We start from the raw sequence: 14,987 nt of genomic DNA, 5'->3' as shown, positions 1-14,987 counted from the left end.
CATAGTGGTGAAATTTGTGCTTTTGTAGCGAACAGCAATTCGAAAGAGCTCTTTGTTTGTGTTAACGAAAAGACGTTGATAGAATGAAGGTAGTCACAAGAATTTCACAATTTGATGAGGATGAAGTATACAATATGGTACTTTACGATATAAAGAATTAAAGGAGCATATAACTTATGAGTCGAAAATACACTGTTCCTTATGAGGAGCTGGGAGCTGAAAAACTGTCAGAACTCATTCATGCGTTCTATAAAAGAGTTGCTCAGCATCCTGATCTTATTCCAATCTTTCCAAAAGATTTAACAGAAACAGCCCGTAAACAAATTCAATTTCAAACACAGTATTTAGGGGGGCCAAATCTTTTTACTGAGGAGCATGGTCATCCGATGATGCGTGCACGTCACATGAATTTTCCTATTACACCTGACCGCGCTCAAGCTTGGCTAGAGTGTATGTCAGAAGCAATGGATGAGGTAGGTTTGGAAGGGAAGTTCCGTGAAACTTATTATCAACGTTTAGTATTAACAGCTCATCACATGGTTAATACGCCAAATGACGATGAGGGGGAATTGTTACGTGAATAATATTCAAATGTTGCAAGAGCCAACGCCAACGATTTCTACTGCAAACAAGCCAATTGAATTGTATATTTTCGTAGATCCACTTTGCCCTGAAGCTTTCAGTATGCAAGCAACTCTTCGTAAATTACAGCTTGAATACAACCATTACTTTACATGGCGCTTTGTTTTAAGTACAGAACTTACTTCTTTAAATTGCTTAAGTAAACGTGTCAAAGGCTGTATTTCAGGCATCGAACTTGATATTAATCACCCTGTTTTACCTTCTATCGCTATTAAAGCAGCTGAATTACAGGGGAAACGTGCAGGTGCGCGTTATTTGTCGAAACTACAAGAATACGTATTATTAAGTCATCAAGATGTAAACTCCTATGCAACGCTTTTAAAAATAGCTGAGGATGTTCAACTCGATATGAATGAGTTTACTGTTGACTTTGGTTCAAAAGAGGCAGCACGTGCTTTCCAATGCGATTTATATATTAAACGCGAAATGGAAGTAGATGAAGTACCAAGTATCGTATTTTTCAATGAATGTATTGAAGATGAGGGACTAAAAGTTAGTGGTAGCTATTCCTATGAAGTTTATGAACATATTTTACAAGAAATGCTGAACGAACAGCTTGTCCGTCAGCCTTTACCATCAATAGAGGACTTATTTTCTAAATTCCATACTCTTTCTACAAATGAAATAGCTTTTATCTATTCATTAACAGAGCAAGCAGCAGAGCGTGAACTAAAGAAACGCATGCTGCAACAAAAGATCGAACGAATCCAGACTACTCACGCTACGTTATGGCGTCTTAAATAATAAAATAAACAATAGGGACTCCAATCATCATGATGGAGTCCCTTTTTCAAGATAACGCAAAATACAAAGAAGCGCCTCTATCCTCGACCGATAGAGACGCTTCTTTTTCACAAAGGGGATGGGAGAAATGTTCACGTTCAAACAAAGGGGTGTATGTTTGTTTTGTGATTTATTTCACAAGAATTACTCTATCATGGAATAATATATTTAGCAATGAAACCAATACTAGATTCACAAATTTGTCAAATAGAAAGCGATTACAAACAGTATTTTTCCAAGATGCACACTTTTAAACTATTTAGAAATCAAAAAAAAACATTATTCTTTCCTTTTAATTTATGCTGTTAATAAAAATAATTGGGCTATAGGAACATTCCTATAGCCCAATTAATTAGTTATTTAACAATAATTTTTCTAATTCATTTAAACGTTCTTCAAATACTTTACATGCATCTTCAATTGGCTTAGCTACGTTCATATCAACGCCTGCTGCCTTTAATACCTCAATAGGGAAATCAGAGCATCCCGCTTTTAAGAAGTTATTAATATAACGTTCTACAGCTGGTGCACCCTCCTCTAAAATTTGTTTACTCAACGCTGTAGCGGCTGATTTACCAGTCGCATACTGATAAACATAGTAATTATAGTAGAAGTGTGGAATACGAGCCCATTCTAAGCCTATTTCCTCATCTACCACCATATCATCACCGAAGTACTTTTTGTTTAATTCATAGTAAACTTCTGTTAAACGATCTGCTGTCAAGGATTCACCGTTCTTATCCATCTGATGAATAAGGTGTTCGAACTCTGCAAACATTGTTTGTCTGAATACCGTACTTCTGAAGCCATCTAGCCAATGGTTTAATAAGTATATTTTTTGTTGTGGATCATCAATTGTTTTCAGTAAATAGTCATTTAATAACTCTTCATTGCAAGTAGAAGCGACCTCTGCCACAAAAATAGAGTAGTCTCCATAAACAAATGGCTGGTTGTTGCGTGAATAATAACTATGAACACTATGGCCAAATTCATGTGCTAATGTAAATAGATTGTTCACATTATCCTGCCAATTCATTAAAATATACGGATTCGTACCATAGGCGCCTGAAGAATAGGCTCCACTACGCTTCCCTTTATTCTCTAAAACATCGACCCAGCGGTTATCCAGTCCATTTTGAACGATGCTTTGATATTCCTCCCCTAATGGAGCTAAAGCCTTTACTAAAATATCTTTCGCTTCATCATAAGAGACCTTCATTTCCACCTCTTTAACTAGTGGCGCAAATAAATCCCACATATGCAATTCGTCTACACCCAATAATTTCTTACGCAACGAAATATAACGTTGCATAGCTGGTAAATGCTTATGAATTGTTTCCACCAGCTGATCATAGACATTTTCAGGAATGAAGTTATTAGACATGGCAGCGTGGCGTGCAGATTCATAATGACGAATTCGAGCACTTACATTATGCTTCTTTACATTACCAGTTAGCGTAGCCGAGAACGTATTTTTAAACTTGCCGTATGTTTCGTACATAGCCTTAAATGCGCCTTCACGTACAGAGCGATCCTTGCTCTCTAAAAACTTGATATAATTACCATGCGTAAGTTGTACTTCTTCTCCCTCTTCATTTTTCACATGAGGGAATACCATATCGGCATTGTTTAACATGCTGAATGTATTCGAAGCTGTACCTGTCACCTCAGACATTTGCGCTAGCAATGCCTCCTGTTCGGCTGGTAATACATGTGGACGTGCCATTGTAATTTCTTTTAAAGATTGCTTATATAGTTCTAGGTCTTGGTTTTCTGTTAAGTAGCGTTCAATCGTTTCTTCACTTAATGACAGAATTTCTGGCGTTAAATAGGAAAGGCCAGCTGAGATACTCGTTGCCAATGTTTGAATACGGCTGTTCATATCTTGATAAAAGCTATTTGTAGTATCTTGATCATAGCGCATATGAGCATATGTGTAGAGCTTCATTGCACGTTCATATATATGATCATGATACTGTAAAGCTGCTAATAATGCCTCTGCCCCATTATTTAAAGTACCTGCATAGCTAGGTGCTTGTTTAGCAAGCTCTGCAACCTCCTTCAATTCCTCTTCCCAAGCTGCATCTGTTGCAAAGATGTCTTCTAAGCGCCATGTTAATTCTTCTGGTACTTCTTTTCGAACCAAAACCTGATTACTGTTACTAGCCATATATGCCAGCCCCCTTTATATGTGCTTTTTTCCTTTTACTCTCATATTTTCTCAGTATATTGTGGCAATTGCAAATAAATGTACATAGACTTGCTCACAATTATCTAGTAAACCATCCTCATGATGCATACGCTTAAGAAGATACCCATAATTTTGAATAGCCCTGAGTGCTTGTTCGGTTACTTCCAGCTGATGCTTACATAAAAAGTTTTCCATCTGCCCCTTTGTTAATTCAAATGGAAGACGTCCTAATTGTTTACTAAAATAAAACAGCATTATTTGCCACTCGCTCGTAAACAAAGGGATAGCTGCTCCTTCTTTCACTGGAATACCAATGTATGGTGGCAGAGCAGTAAGAGAAAGATTTAATTCATAGCAATTACGTAAAAATGGATCTTGTGCCCCCTTCTTGCTATGTAAAAGACGACTATGCGCAAATTGCCTACAAGTCTGTTTATAGAGCTGCCAATAGCGTTGAAATTCTTCTGGGGTAATACGTTGAGGTCTATAAAAAGGGAAATGTTGTAGATCGACCGAAATTTTCTGTACTTTACCTATGAAAGTATGCCCATGAACATGAAGAAGATTCGTCCAATAAACAAACTGGGCTGTCACCGGGTTGTACGTCAATAAATATGGTAAATCCGTTGTCGTTATAAACGCCTTTTGCAAGAGTGGAGAGATTCTAATTTTTCTGATGCCGTTGACAGCTTCTTTGCCTTGTGGAGTTTGAAAAAGCCAAATTGCTTGTATATCGTTTCTTTCATAGCCCATTGTTCGTTGATGCCATTTTTCATGAGAGATAGTACTACATTGAAATTCAACTGCAAACTGCTCCTTATCGAGTGTAACAAGCAAATCTGGGCGCTGAGAAACCTCCTTTAAATATGGTTCTAGTTTCACCTGATGTCCATGCTTTTGGAGCCACTCATATAATTGCACTTTACCTTGTAAATGTATTTTAGATTCACCTTCTGCGAACAGCTGTGAACATTGATTTTTTGTGAAGTGAGCAAAGTGTGGAATATTATAGTTACCTATTTTCAATTGAACTTGTTCTAAACATTGAGGGCAATAAAATTTCATTTGCCGCCTATATCGCTGTAAAGCTTTCCTCGTATATTGATATGGGAGAAATAGTTGCTGTTGATTGTTATAGGCAATCAGCATAGTATCAGCTCCTTTTTAGCCAACTATAATAGAATGGATTTTCACTAACAAAAATAAAGCACCTTTTTCTTGAAATTTTAAAAATGCGCTCTTATTCAAGCTCTTTGATGCTGAAAACATAAAAAAGGACTGTAGCGAAACTCGATTCATTTACGAGTTTCACTACAGTCTAAAATAATTAGTATTTCATTGCCTATGCAAAGTATTTTCGAACTGTTTCAAAGCAATTGAATTCCATAATCTTTTCACCGTACTCCTCTAGACGATGAATTGTAAAATTGGATGGTGTTAAAAATTCCTTGATAACTGCATTTCTATCATGACGATTTAAATCCTCATCTGCGTTTCCGAAATCAACAACTAGATAGTACCAATTTTCATATTTGAATAATGAGGAATCCACTAATTCGTCTGTCATTCGTTTTGCGACAGGGATTAACTCATCAATATCTTTAAATTTATAAACATAAATGTCTGTATCCATAAATAATTCTGACTCATCCATGTCACCAAATTGAGTTAGTTGGCTAAGAAGATCCTCTCCAACTTCATCGAATGGTGCAAACATATCTTTGTGTTCATCAAAATTCGAATGACCATCTAATGTTTCACCGTCTTTTAAAATATGTGCACGTGTGACAATGATTTCTAAGCCTACTTCAGATGCATTGATATGAATCCAAATCGGACCCTCTACATCAAAATAATCCTCCGTGTTTACTTCATCAATCATATCCCAAAAAAGTTGTTCACCCTTTGCTCGATTGTACCAAATTTCTTCACGACTATAGCCGCGATCCTCTATATCATTGTACGTAATAAAGAGCTTGAGTGTATTTTCATTTACACGTTCGATGTCCACTAGACCTCATCTCCCTTCACTGTCATATGTCGAAAAACAGTTTGTTTCATTAGTATGCTTTTATTCTTTGTTTTTAACCTTCATACTGCATTTGTTTTTCAACCTTTGACCACACTACAGTAAAACCATCGAGTAACCGTAAACATGAATTTTTGTGTTCACAGTTGTCTCTAACTCTATTGTATGCTGTTCTGTCATAAAATGAAAAGGATATACACCGTTTCACAGAAGATATTTGAATTATTGAAATTGTAGTAAACTATTTAACTTAAATCAAGTTTAACATACTTTTACGGAAATATATGACTTTTCCCTATTAATTATTATACTTCATATAGAAGGTTTTACAGAAGTAAAACATAAAAAAAGATGTCACAACATGTATTCCACATCTGTAACATCTATTACATATATTATTCAGAATAGAAAGGTTTAATTCACCATTCGTTGCGCTTCTTGTAATTGATATGCTCGAACTTTTCGAGGTAAGAAACGACGAATTTCATCTTCATTGTAGCCAACCTGCAGACGTTTTTCATCTAAAATGATTGGTCTACGTAGTAAGCCAGGATATTCCTGAATTAATTCATATAAACGTTGTAATGGTAAGCTTTCAACATCCACATTTAATTTTTGGAATATTTTAGAACGAGTGGAAATGATTTCATCAGTTCCATCTTCTGTCATTCGTAAAATTTTTTTTATTTCACTTATGCTAAGCGGTTCAGAAAATATATTACGTTCTGTATATGGAATTTCGTGCTCCTCTAACCAAGCTTTTGCTTTACGACAAGAGGTACAACTTGGTGATGTAAATAGGGTTACGATCATTCTGACACATCCTTTCATTTAAAAATCATTATCTATAAACCAGAACCAATGTGTTAAATTAGAATTAATGTAATGTAAAATACACAGTACCATTATACAGTACTCAGCTGTATTTGAATATAGTTCCAATAAAAAAAATCTGAACCTATCCATAAATATTCTGTCTATTCATACAGCTTTCAAATATGATGTATTTTCTTCAAACTTATGTGCTACTACTACCATTCCCATTTTTAAAGCATTTTAAACATCTAAACAGATATCTCAGTTGTTCTCATTTAAGAAAAATAATCGAGAAAATTGTCAATCCCACGTGTACATCTAAACAATTTTTTAATAAAAAATTATAAATTTATAACAAAATTACATAATAAAAAAAGCATATAATTTTTTCTAGAAAAAAAACACCGTCAAAAGTCTGACTTTACACAAAGGAATCTTTATAATATAATTCTTTGCAATCAAATCAATTTGAACAATTTAAATTGAGAAAAACGCTGACGAAGAGTAGTACATATGCTAATTCACGTATAGAGAGTCTGTGGTTGCTGTAAACAGATCGTGGATGCATGTGGAATGGACTTCCGAGTTAGCTTTGTGAACGCTACTTGAAGCTATTAGCAAAGCTCGTCCCTTCACGTTACGAAGCTGAGTGGCCTTTTTAGGCAAGCTGGGTGGTACCGCGGATTCAAACATCATTCGTCCCTTCATTAGAAAAAATCTAATGAGGACGCATGATGTTTTTTTGTCTTCATTACCAAGTTGAAAGGTGAAGACAACACTGTGACATAAGTTACAGCAATTGAATTCGAGGAGGAATTTTTTAATGACAACTATTTTTTCTGGCGTACAGCCTACAGGTATCGTAACATTAGGGAACTATTTAGGAGCATTCAAGCAGTTCCCGGCACTACAAGATGAAGGAAACGCTATTTATTGTATCGTTGATCAACATGCCATCACTGTTGCACAAGATCCTAAAGAATTACGAGAAAGTATTCGTAAGCTTGCTGCTACCTACATTGCTACTGGCATTGACCCTAAAAAATCGACATTATTTATTCAATCAGAGGTGCCAGCGCATGCTCAGGCAGGATGGATGTTACAATGTGTTGCGTCTATCGGTGAGCTAGAACGTATGACACAATTCAAAGATAAATCACATGGTAAGGAAAGCGTATCTGCTGCTCTTTTAACATATCCACCGCTAATGGCTGCAGACATTCTACTTTATAACACAAATATTGTCCCTGTCGGCGATGATCAGAAGCAGCATATTGAGCTAACTCGTGACCTTGCAGAACGCTTTAACAAACGCTTTGGCGATGTTTTAACAATTCCAGAAATTCAATTACCTAAAGCTGGCGCACGCATTAAATCCTTACAAGAGCCAACAAAGAAAATGAGTAAATCAGATCCAAATACGAAAGCGACAATTCGCTTATTAGATACTGCGAAAGACATTGAGAAAAAAATTAAATCAGCTGTAACTGACTCTGACGGCATCGTTGCATTTGATGTGGAAAATAAACCAGGTGTTTCAAATTTATTGACAATCGAATCAGCTATTTCAGGGGTAGCCGTTGAAGATTTAGTCAAAAAATATGAGGGAATTGGTTATGGTGGATTCAAGCAGGGTGTAGCAACAGCAGTAATTGAACACCTAACACCTATTCAAGAGAAATTCTATCATCTAGTAGAATCATCAGAATTAGATGTCATTCTAGATGAAGGTGCTGAAAAGGCGAATGCGATTGCTAGTGCTACATTAAAACGTATGGAAGATGCTATGGGTCTTGGTCGCGCACGTCGCTAAACTTACGGCTTGTCTGAGGATCGATCAAAGCCCAAATCAAGCACAACTGCGCAGATGATGATACAGGCTCCTACCGCCATATAAAATTCTGTTGTTTGAAAAATAAATTTGAAAACAACCTTCCATGAATAACCTAGTGTGCGGTAATTTAAATACAATATGAGATTCCCTACAGAGAGGATCATTAAGCCATAACTTACTAAAAATAAAAAGAGACGAAACATAGTAATGGCATCCTTTCTATTTCTTCTTACTTATCATTTATTCACAAAACTATAAAAAAAGACGTCAGCCATTTAAATTTGGCTGACGTTTTTTTATGTTTATCTATTATGCTTCATATTTTTTGAATAGGAGACTTGCATTATGACCACCAAAACCAAGAGAATTACTCATTGCATATTGAATATTTGCTTCTCTTGCTTCGTTTGGAACATAATCTAAATCACATTCAGGATCAGGATCTTTTAAATTGATTGTAGGTGGTAAAATCCCTTCTTTAAGGGCTAATGCTGTGAAAATAGCTTCCACACCACCTGCTGCTCCTAATAAGTGACCCGTCATAGATTTTGTTGAGCTCATTGCAAGGTTATACGCATGATCACCAAAAGCAGTTTTCACAGCTTGTGTTTCGAATAAATCGTTATATGGCGTACTTGTACCATGGGCATTAATATAATCAACTTGTGATGGCTCTACGCCACCATCTGTTAATGCTTGCGTCATCGCACGTGCTGCACCTTCACCCTCTGGAGCTGGAGCCGTAATGTGATGCGCATCCCCAGTTGCACCATAACCTAAAACTTCAGCATAGATTTTGGCACCACGAGCTTTTGCATGTTCATATTCTTCTAAAATGACAATACCCGCTCCTTCTCCGATAATAAAGCCATCTCGGTTTTTATCGAATGGGCGACATGCTGCTTGTGGATCTTGATTTAATGATAGTGCTGTATTGGCACAAAAACCTGCAACCGCCATTGTTACGATTGGTGATTCAGCACCACCAGAAATCATAACATCAGCATCTCCACGCTCAATTACTTTAAAGGCATCACCAATAGAGTTTGTGCCTGAAGCACATGCCGTTACAGAACAAGAATTTATCCCCTTTGCACCAAAGTGAATAGAGACTTGGCCCGATGCCATATCAGGAATCATCATTGGGATAAAGAAAGGACTAACACGTCTTGCGCCACGCTCTTGGAATGTTAAAAATTGTTGTTCATATGTTTCCATCCCACCGATACCAGAACCAATCCATACACCTGCACGTGGAGCTAGCTCTTCATCAATTGTTAGCTGTGCATCTTCCATTGCCATAATAGAAGCCGCTAATGCGTATTGTGTGAAGCGATCCATTTTACGTGCTTCTTTACGATCAATGTATTTTTCAATATCAAAGTCCTTTACTTCTGCGGCGATTTTTGCGGCAAAAAGATCTTTATTTAAACGTGTCAGCTCACCAATGCCAGATTTACCAGCTTTAATGTTTGCCCATGTTTCTTCGATGCTATTTCCTAGTGGTGTAACTGCGCCAATTCCTGTAATTACTACTCGTCTTTTACTCATTGTCTTACTCCCCTCAAGCATTTTTCCTACTTATTTTCCCCATCTCATGGCTACGGCACCCCATGTTAAGCCGCCACCAAAACCTACAAGGACTAATAAATCATCCTCTTTAATCTTACCTGCTTCGAGCTCATCTACCAAGGAAATACCAATAGATGCTGCTGAAGTATTTCCGTATTTATGAATCGTTTTTGACATTTTTTCTGGTGGTAGCTCTAAACGCTCACGTGCAGATTCCATAATACGTATATTTGCCTGATGTGGCACTAGGAAATCAACGTCTTCTTTTGTTAATCCCGCTTTCTCTAATACATTAACAGCCGATTCACCCATTTGTCGAACAGCAAATTTAAACACTTCACGACCATTCATCGCAATTGTATCTTGCTTCGTTAAATAAAGATTCTTTCCGCCTGTACCATCTGCACCAAGTTCAAAGGATAGAATACCTCTACCTTCAGAGACTTGCCCAATGATAGCTGCACTGGCACCATCGCCAAATAATACAGCTGTATTGCGATCTTCCCAATCAACGACTTTAGACAGCTTTTCAACACCTACTACTAAGACATATTTATAAGCATTTGCTTCAACAAAGTGCTTTGCTGTCACTAAACTATATATAAATCCTGCACATGCTGCTGCTTGATCCATTGCTGCAGCATTTACTGCTCCGATTTGTTCCTGAATCATACAAGCTACACTTGGAAAAGTTTGATCCTGTGTGACAGTTGCTACAAGAATTAAACCAATTTCCTCAGGCGTAATACCCGCATTTGCAATAGCTTCTTTTGCAGCAGCTACTGCCAAATCTGAAGTTTCCTGATCATCTGCCGCAAAATGACGTTCTTCAATGCCTGTTCGAGTACGAATCCATTCATCAGAAGTATCCATGATTTTTTCCAAATCAAAATTTGTAACGACCTTCTCAGGAACATATTTGCCTATTCCTATAATACCAGCGTTCATATAGCAACCCCTCAGCTTTCTTACTATCAATTATTAGTAACTGGTCATAATTATAACGCATATAAAAGGAATGACGCAAGATGATTTAAAATTTATGCGGCTAAGGGTAGTGTTCTTTGAATATAGAAGTGAAGAATTTTATGGAATGAGGTTATTCTGTTTAGAGTTTTATCTATCGTACTTTGTTGAGCTTGTTCATTATTTTTCAAAGCACCTTGCATCATGTATGAGCGGTGTTCTTCCCTTTTGGAGCACTTTTCACCCGCTTAGGAGCGCATTCCCCTATTTCAGAGCTGTTCCTAAATACTTTACATTACTAAACATAAAATACTAAATCTCATATTTGTTGTGACAAAATCGCCATGTTTCACATAAATGGTTCATTTTTTTTTGATTTATGTTATGATATGATAATGAATATGAGTAAAACCTTATGATGAAAAAAGTTCGGTTGAGGTGAAATTAATGCAATATATCGTAACGTTCATATGGTCATTCCTACTAGTTTCTATGTTAAACTACGTAGTCAGCTCTGTACTTGGTGTACCATTTGATTTCAAAACTGGGGCAATCGTTTCTGTTGTATTCTCCATCCTTATCTTTATTATTGGAGCAATCATTCCAAACGACCCTACACCAGAAGCTGCAGACCATCATTAATTCAGCTAGAAAAAACCTGTTCAGCTTCATGCCGAACAGGTTTTTTCTGTTATTTTTCCACAACACATTGACCCTCATGCATTTTCACATGCAACGTCTCCCCTGGTAAAACTTCTCCGCGTAATAGTTCTTTAGCAACGGCTGTTTCGATATGTCGCTGTACAAAGCGTTTTAGTGGTCTTGCTCCAAATTGGGCATCTGCACCTTGCTCTACTACCCAATCAATGACTTCTTGCTCGACAGATAAAGTAATTTCTTGCTCTGCGACACGTTTAATCAATTGCTCCACATACTTCCAGGCAATCGCAGTAAAATGTTTAGTAGATAATGCATGGAAGAAGATGATATCATCCATTCTGTTTAATAGCTCAGGTTTAAAATGTTGTCGTAGGGCTGACATGACTAAGTCCTCCACAGCCGCATCATTTTCCTTTGCCTCCATTAAATAACTTGATCCGATATTCGAAGTTAAAATGACTACTGTATTTGTAAAATTCACCATTCGTCCCTGACTATCTGTAATGCGCCCATCATCTAAAATTTGCAATAAAATGTTCGCCACATCAGGATGAGCTTTTTCAATCTCGTCTAGTAGCACCACAGAATAAGGATTTCGGCGAACTGCTTCCGTTAGTTGTCCACCTTCCTCATAGCCCACATAGCCTGGAGGAGCCCCAACAAGTCGAGACACACTATGTTTCTCCATGTATTCACTCATATCAATCCGAATAAAGTGATCTTCTGAATCAAATAACTGTGCAGCAAGTGCCTTGGCAAGTTCTGTTTTACCTACACCAGTTGGACCTAAAAATAAAAAGCTACCAATAGGTCGGTGTGGATCTTTGATACCTGCACGTGCACGCCATACCGCTTCTGTCACTAATTGAACTGCTGTATCTTGTCCAACCACACGTTCATGTAATGTATCCTTTAAACGTAATAGTTTTTCACGCTCACCCTCTACTAATTTTGTTACAGGGATTCCTGTCCAACGTGAAACAATTGCAGCGATTTCATCTGCTGTTACCTCTTCACGTAAAATACGAGATTCTGCACCGTTCTCTAATTCCTTTTCAAGTACCTGAATGTCTTTTTCAAGTGTTGGAATTTTACCATGACGTAATTCAGCAGCTTTATTTAGATCATATTTACTTTCTGCCTCATCTAGATCACGACGATATTTATCCAATGTTTCACGTTTTTTCTGAATATCGTGTAGTTTTTCTTTTTCTGCTTCCCATTGTTGTCGCATGCCCTTAGATGATTCTTTTAACTTAGTTAATTCTTCGCGTAATTGCTCCAGACGTTTTTTACTTGCCTCGTCCTTTTCCTTACGCAATGCCTGTTCCTCAATTTCAAGCTGCATAATACGACGTGTGACTGCGTCTAATTCCTGTGGCATTGAATCAATTTCTGTACGAATCATTGCACAAGCCTCATCAATTAAATCAATGGCCTTATCAGGTAAAAATCGTTCTGTAATATAGCGATTGGATAGTTCTGCTGCCGCAACAATTGCTCTGTCATGAATACGTACTGCGTGATGTAATTCAAAGCGTTCCTTTAAACCACGTAAAATGGATACCGTATCCTCTATAGATGGCTCACGTACTAGTACTTGCTGGAATCGACGTTCTAAGGCAGGATCCTTTTCAATGTACATACGATATTCGTCTAAGGTAGTAGCACCAATACAGTGTAATTCACCACGTGCTAGCATAGGTTTTAGCATATTTCCTGCATCCATAGCGCCATCTGTTTTTCCTGCACCTACGATCGTATGAATTTCATCAATAAATAGAATGATTTGTCCTTCTGATTCTTTTACTTCTTTTAGCACACCTTTTAAGCGTTCTTCAAATTGTCCACGATAACTTGCACCAGCGATTAACGCACTCATATCTAATTCATATAATACACATTCTTTCAAGCCTTCTGGTACATCACCTTTAACAATACGCTGTGCTAAACCTTCCACAATTGCGGTTTTACCAACTCCCGGTTCACCGATTAATACAGGATTATTTTTTGTTTTACGTGTTAGAATACGAATTACATTTCGAATTTCTTCATCACGCCCGATAACAGGATCCATCTTGCCATTTTTTACTTCTTCAATTAAATTGCGTCCAAATTGTTCTAATGGTTTTTTATTGTCTGTTTGTTGAAATTGCATAGCTAGCACTCCTTTTATTCATATTTCTCATTATTTATATACCCATTCTTATTCACTAGAAAAAAGTTTGACCTTTTTTGACTAACTTTATTTTACATCACTCGACAATGCTTAGCAAAGAAATCGCCCTAAAATTTTTTCACTAATTATGGAAGTTTACGTTATAATAATGGTATGTTTCTATGTTTTAGTATCGAAATCCACTATCCTTTTGTAATAATCGCCATTTATTACAAAAAGAAAGCGATGTGTTGGAGATATGGTTTTAATGGATAATATGTTTGAAAAAATTAAAGATCTTTTTCAAAACCACGGTGTTTTTATCAAAGTGAATAAAGGAAATAAAATTTTTCTAGAGGGTGAACGGGCAAAAGAAATTTATTACATCCAATCAGGTGTTATTTCGATTAGCCAAGAATCCGAGACGGGTAAGGAATTAACCATTCGTATTTGTGGCCCTGACAGCATAATAGGAGAAGGTTCGTTATTTTGTAATCTCGTCTATAATTCGATGACTGCCAAAGTTTTAGAACCCTCTACGTTGTATGTTTTGAGTCGTAAATCTTTGGAGCATTTACTAGAAGAGCAGCCGACAGTTATGGTGGAATACATGAAGTGGCTACAAACAGAAAACTTAAAGCATCAGAGTCGTTTGCGCGATTTAGTGTTAAACGGAAAAAAAGGTGCTCTATTTTCAACGCTCATTCGGCTGTCCAATACGTATGGTAAACCTGTAGAAAATGACTCGATTTTTATTGATTTTCAGCTAACAAATACAGAAATTGCAAATCTGTGTGCGACAAGTCGGGAAATGATTAATCGTATGCTGAATGATTTAAAAAAACATGAGATTATCACTTTTGATAAAGGATTTATTACCATTCATGATTTACAATTTTTAAAAAATGAAATTGCCTGTGAAAATTGTCCATTACAAATATGCCGTATCGATTAGTTTCGTTACAAGCAAAAACCCTGCTTATTTTTCAATAAGCAGGGTTTTAAATAAGCCATTTTAACGTACGCCCAATGCCATTTTGGCATAGCGTGACATTTTATCTTTCGACCAAGGTGGATTCCATACAATATTAACATTTGTACTTTTCACTTCTGGAAGTTCACCTAACGCCGTATTCACTTGATCCACAATGACTGGACCAAGTGGGCAGCCCATAGATGTTAGTGTCATCGTAACAGTTGCAACACCTTCATCATCTAAATCCACATCATATACTAAACCTAAGTTGACAATATCAATGCCAAGCTCAGGATCAATTACGTTTTCTAAAGCACCTAACATGCTATCTTTCATATCCTGATCCATTCGTATTTCTCC

At 36.9% G+C, this 14,987-nt stretch carries 14 protein-coding genes and 1 other annotated feature; of the genes, 5 read left to right on the top strand and 9 right to left on the bottom strand.

Features of this window, described 5'->3' with window-relative positions:
* Positions 1-176 precede the first annotated feature (176 nt).
* Together LBYS11_RS03550 and LBYS11_RS03545 are read left to right on the top strand one after the other, a co-directional pair.
* Entirely contained in the window at positions 177-584 is a 408-nt protein-coding gene (locus LBYS11_RS03550) for a globin domain-containing protein (RefSeq protein WP_004227447.1), read from the top strand.
* Positions 577-1,386 (top strand): DsbA family protein, encoded by an 810-nt coding sequence (locus LBYS11_RS03545; RefSeq protein WP_004227450.1) that lies wholly within the window; start codon positions 577-579, stop codon positions 1,384-1,386. Before LBYS11_RS03550 ends, LBYS11_RS03545 begins: the two co-directional genes overlap by 8 nt.
* A gap of 391 nt (positions 1,387-1,777) precedes the next feature.
* Here the strand turns inward: LBYS11_RS03545 and pepF are convergent, their stop codons facing one another.
* The 4 genes from pepF to spxA form a co-directional block, all read right to left on the bottom strand.
* On the bottom strand, positions 1,778-3,595 hold the full coding sequence (gene pepF / locus LBYS11_RS03540; protein WP_103117494.1) for an oligoendopeptidase F: 1,818 nt from the start codon (positions 3,593-3,595) through the stop codon (positions 1,778-1,780).
* 51 nt (positions 3,596-3,646) lie between these two features.
* Positions 3,647-4,765: a competence protein CoiA gene (locus LBYS11_RS03535; protein ID WP_103117493.1), complete on the bottom strand. Its 1,119-nt coding sequence runs from the start codon at positions 4,763-4,765 to the stop codon at positions 3,647-3,649.
* Between the two features lie 193 nt (positions 4,766-4,958).
* The gene (gene mecA / locus LBYS11_RS03530; RefSeq protein ID WP_004227456.1) at positions 4,959-5,627 is read right to left on the bottom strand and encodes an adaptor protein MecA; all 669 of its coding nucleotides are present in this window, start codon (positions 5,625-5,627) and stop codon (positions 4,959-4,961) included.
* A 432-nt stretch (positions 5,628-6,059) separates the two neighbouring features.
* On the bottom strand, positions 6,060-6,455 hold the full coding sequence (gene spxA / locus LBYS11_RS03525) for a transcriptional regulator SpxA (protein WP_025116803.1): 396 nt from the start codon (positions 6,453-6,455) through the stop codon (positions 6,060-6,062).
* Positions 6,456-6,946: 491 nt separating this feature from the next.
* Positions 6,947-7,168: a binding site (T-box leader), on the top strand.
* 116 nt (positions 7,169-7,284) lie between these two features.
* Here spxA and trpS point away from each other — a divergent pair.
* Complete coding sequence (trpS, locus tag LBYS11_RS03520; protein WP_048392030.1) at positions 7,285-8,274, top strand: tryptophan--tRNA ligase; 990 nt, start codon at positions 7,285-7,287, stop codon at positions 8,272-8,274.
* Between the two features lie 2 nt (positions 8,275-8,276).
* Here trpS and LBYS11_RS03515 read toward each other — a convergent pair whose 3' ends face one another.
* From LBYS11_RS03515 to LBYS11_RS03505, 3 genes are all read right to left on the bottom strand, one after another.
* Positions 8,277-8,498 (bottom strand): YuzI family membrane protein, encoded by a 222-nt coding sequence (locus LBYS11_RS03515; RefSeq protein ID WP_016994330.1) that lies wholly within the window; start codon positions 8,496-8,498, stop codon positions 8,277-8,279.
* Between the two features lie 106 nt (positions 8,499-8,604).
* Positions 8,605-9,846, bottom strand: a complete 1,242-nt coding sequence (gene fabF / locus LBYS11_RS03510; RefSeq protein WP_048392031.1) for a beta-ketoacyl-ACP synthase II — start codon at positions 9,844-9,846, stop codon at positions 8,605-8,607.
* A 30-nt stretch (positions 9,847-9,876) separates the two neighbouring features.
* A complete protein-coding gene (locus tag LBYS11_RS03505) occupies positions 9,877-10,815 on the bottom strand; it encodes a beta-ketoacyl-ACP synthase III (RefSeq protein WP_048392032.1) in 939 nt (312 codons plus the stop codon).
* 465 nt (positions 10,816-11,280) lie between these two features.
* Between LBYS11_RS03505 and LBYS11_RS03500 the strand changes: the two genes are divergently transcribed.
* Positions 11,281-11,475, top strand: coding sequence for a YjzD family protein (locus tag LBYS11_RS03500; protein WP_004227469.1), 195 nt, complete (start codon positions 11,281-11,283; stop codon positions 11,473-11,475).
* 49 nt (positions 11,476-11,524) lie between these two features.
* On the opposite strand, the gene LBYS11_RS03495 is transcribed toward LBYS11_RS03500, so the two are convergent.
* Positions 11,525-13,651, bottom strand: a complete 2,127-nt coding sequence (locus LBYS11_RS03495; RefSeq protein ID WP_082148127.1) for an ATP-dependent Clp protease ATP-binding subunit — start codon at positions 13,649-13,651, stop codon at positions 11,525-11,527.
* A 268-nt stretch (positions 13,652-13,919) separates the two neighbouring features.
* On the opposite strand from LBYS11_RS03495, the gene LBYS11_RS03490 reads away from it, so the two are divergent.
* Positions 13,920-14,606, top strand: a complete 687-nt coding sequence (locus LBYS11_RS03490) for a Crp/Fnr family transcriptional regulator (protein ID WP_103117492.1) — start codon at positions 13,920-13,922, stop codon at positions 14,604-14,606.
* Between the two features lie 60 nt (positions 14,607-14,666).
* Here the strand turns inward: LBYS11_RS03490 and LBYS11_RS03485 are convergent, their stop codons facing one another.
* Entirely contained in the window at positions 14,667-14,975 is a 309-nt protein-coding gene (locus LBYS11_RS03485; protein ID WP_103117491.1) for a metal-sulfur cluster assembly factor, read from the bottom strand.
* Positions 14,976-14,987 lie beyond the last annotated feature (12 nt).

Source organism: Lysinibacillus sp. YS11 (genome assembly GCF_002896375.1).
In the GTDB taxonomy this organism is placed as follows: domain Bacteria; phylum Bacillota; class Bacilli; order Bacillales_A; family Planococcaceae; genus Lysinibacillus; species Lysinibacillus capsici.
Note: the sequence above shows the minus strand (reverse complement) of the source record. Positions and strands in the feature narration are given on the sequence as shown.

Excerpts from the sequence above, each read along its gene's own strand:
- LBYS11_RS03550 (WP_004227447.1), top strand. The coding sequence starts at position 177 with ATGAGTCGAAAATACACTGTTCCTTATGAGGAGCTGGGAGCTGAAAAA.
- pepF (WP_103117494.1), bottom strand. The coding sequence starts at position 3,595 with ATGGCTAGTAACAGTAATCAGGTTTTGGTTCGAAAAGAAGTACCAGAA.
- LBYS11_RS03535 (WP_103117493.1), bottom strand. The coding sequence starts at position 4,765 with ATGCTGATTGCCTATAACAATCAACAGCAACTATTTCTCCCATATCAA.
- trpS (WP_048392030.1), top strand. The coding sequence starts at position 7,285 with ATGACAACTATTTTTTCTGGCGTACAGCCTACAGGTATCGTAACATTA.
- LBYS11_RS03515 (WP_016994330.1), bottom strand. The coding sequence starts at position 8,498 with ATGTTTCGTCTCTTTTTATTTTTAGTAAGTTATGGCTTAATGATCCTC.
- fabF (WP_048392031.1), bottom strand. The coding sequence starts at position 9,846 with ATGAGTAAAAGACGAGTAGTAATTACAGGAATTGGCGCAGTTACACCA.
- LBYS11_RS03505 (WP_048392032.1), bottom strand. The coding sequence starts at position 10,815 with ATGAACGCTGGTATTATAGGAATAGGCAAATATGTTCCTGAGAAGGTC.
- LBYS11_RS03500 (WP_004227469.1), top strand. The coding sequence starts at position 11,281 with ATGCAATATATCGTAACGTTCATATGGTCATTCCTACTAGTTTCTATG.
- LBYS11_RS03495 (WP_082148127.1), bottom strand. The coding sequence starts at position 13,651 with ATGCAATTTCAACAAACAGACAATAAAAAACCATTAGAACAATTTGGA.
- LBYS11_RS03490 (WP_103117492.1), top strand. The coding sequence starts at position 13,920 with ATGGATAATATGTTTGAAAAAATTAAAGATCTTTTTCAAAACCACGGT.
- LBYS11_RS03485 (WP_103117491.1), bottom strand. The coding sequence starts at position 14,975 with ATGGATCAGGATATGAAAGATAGCATGTTAGGTGCTTTAGAAAACGTA.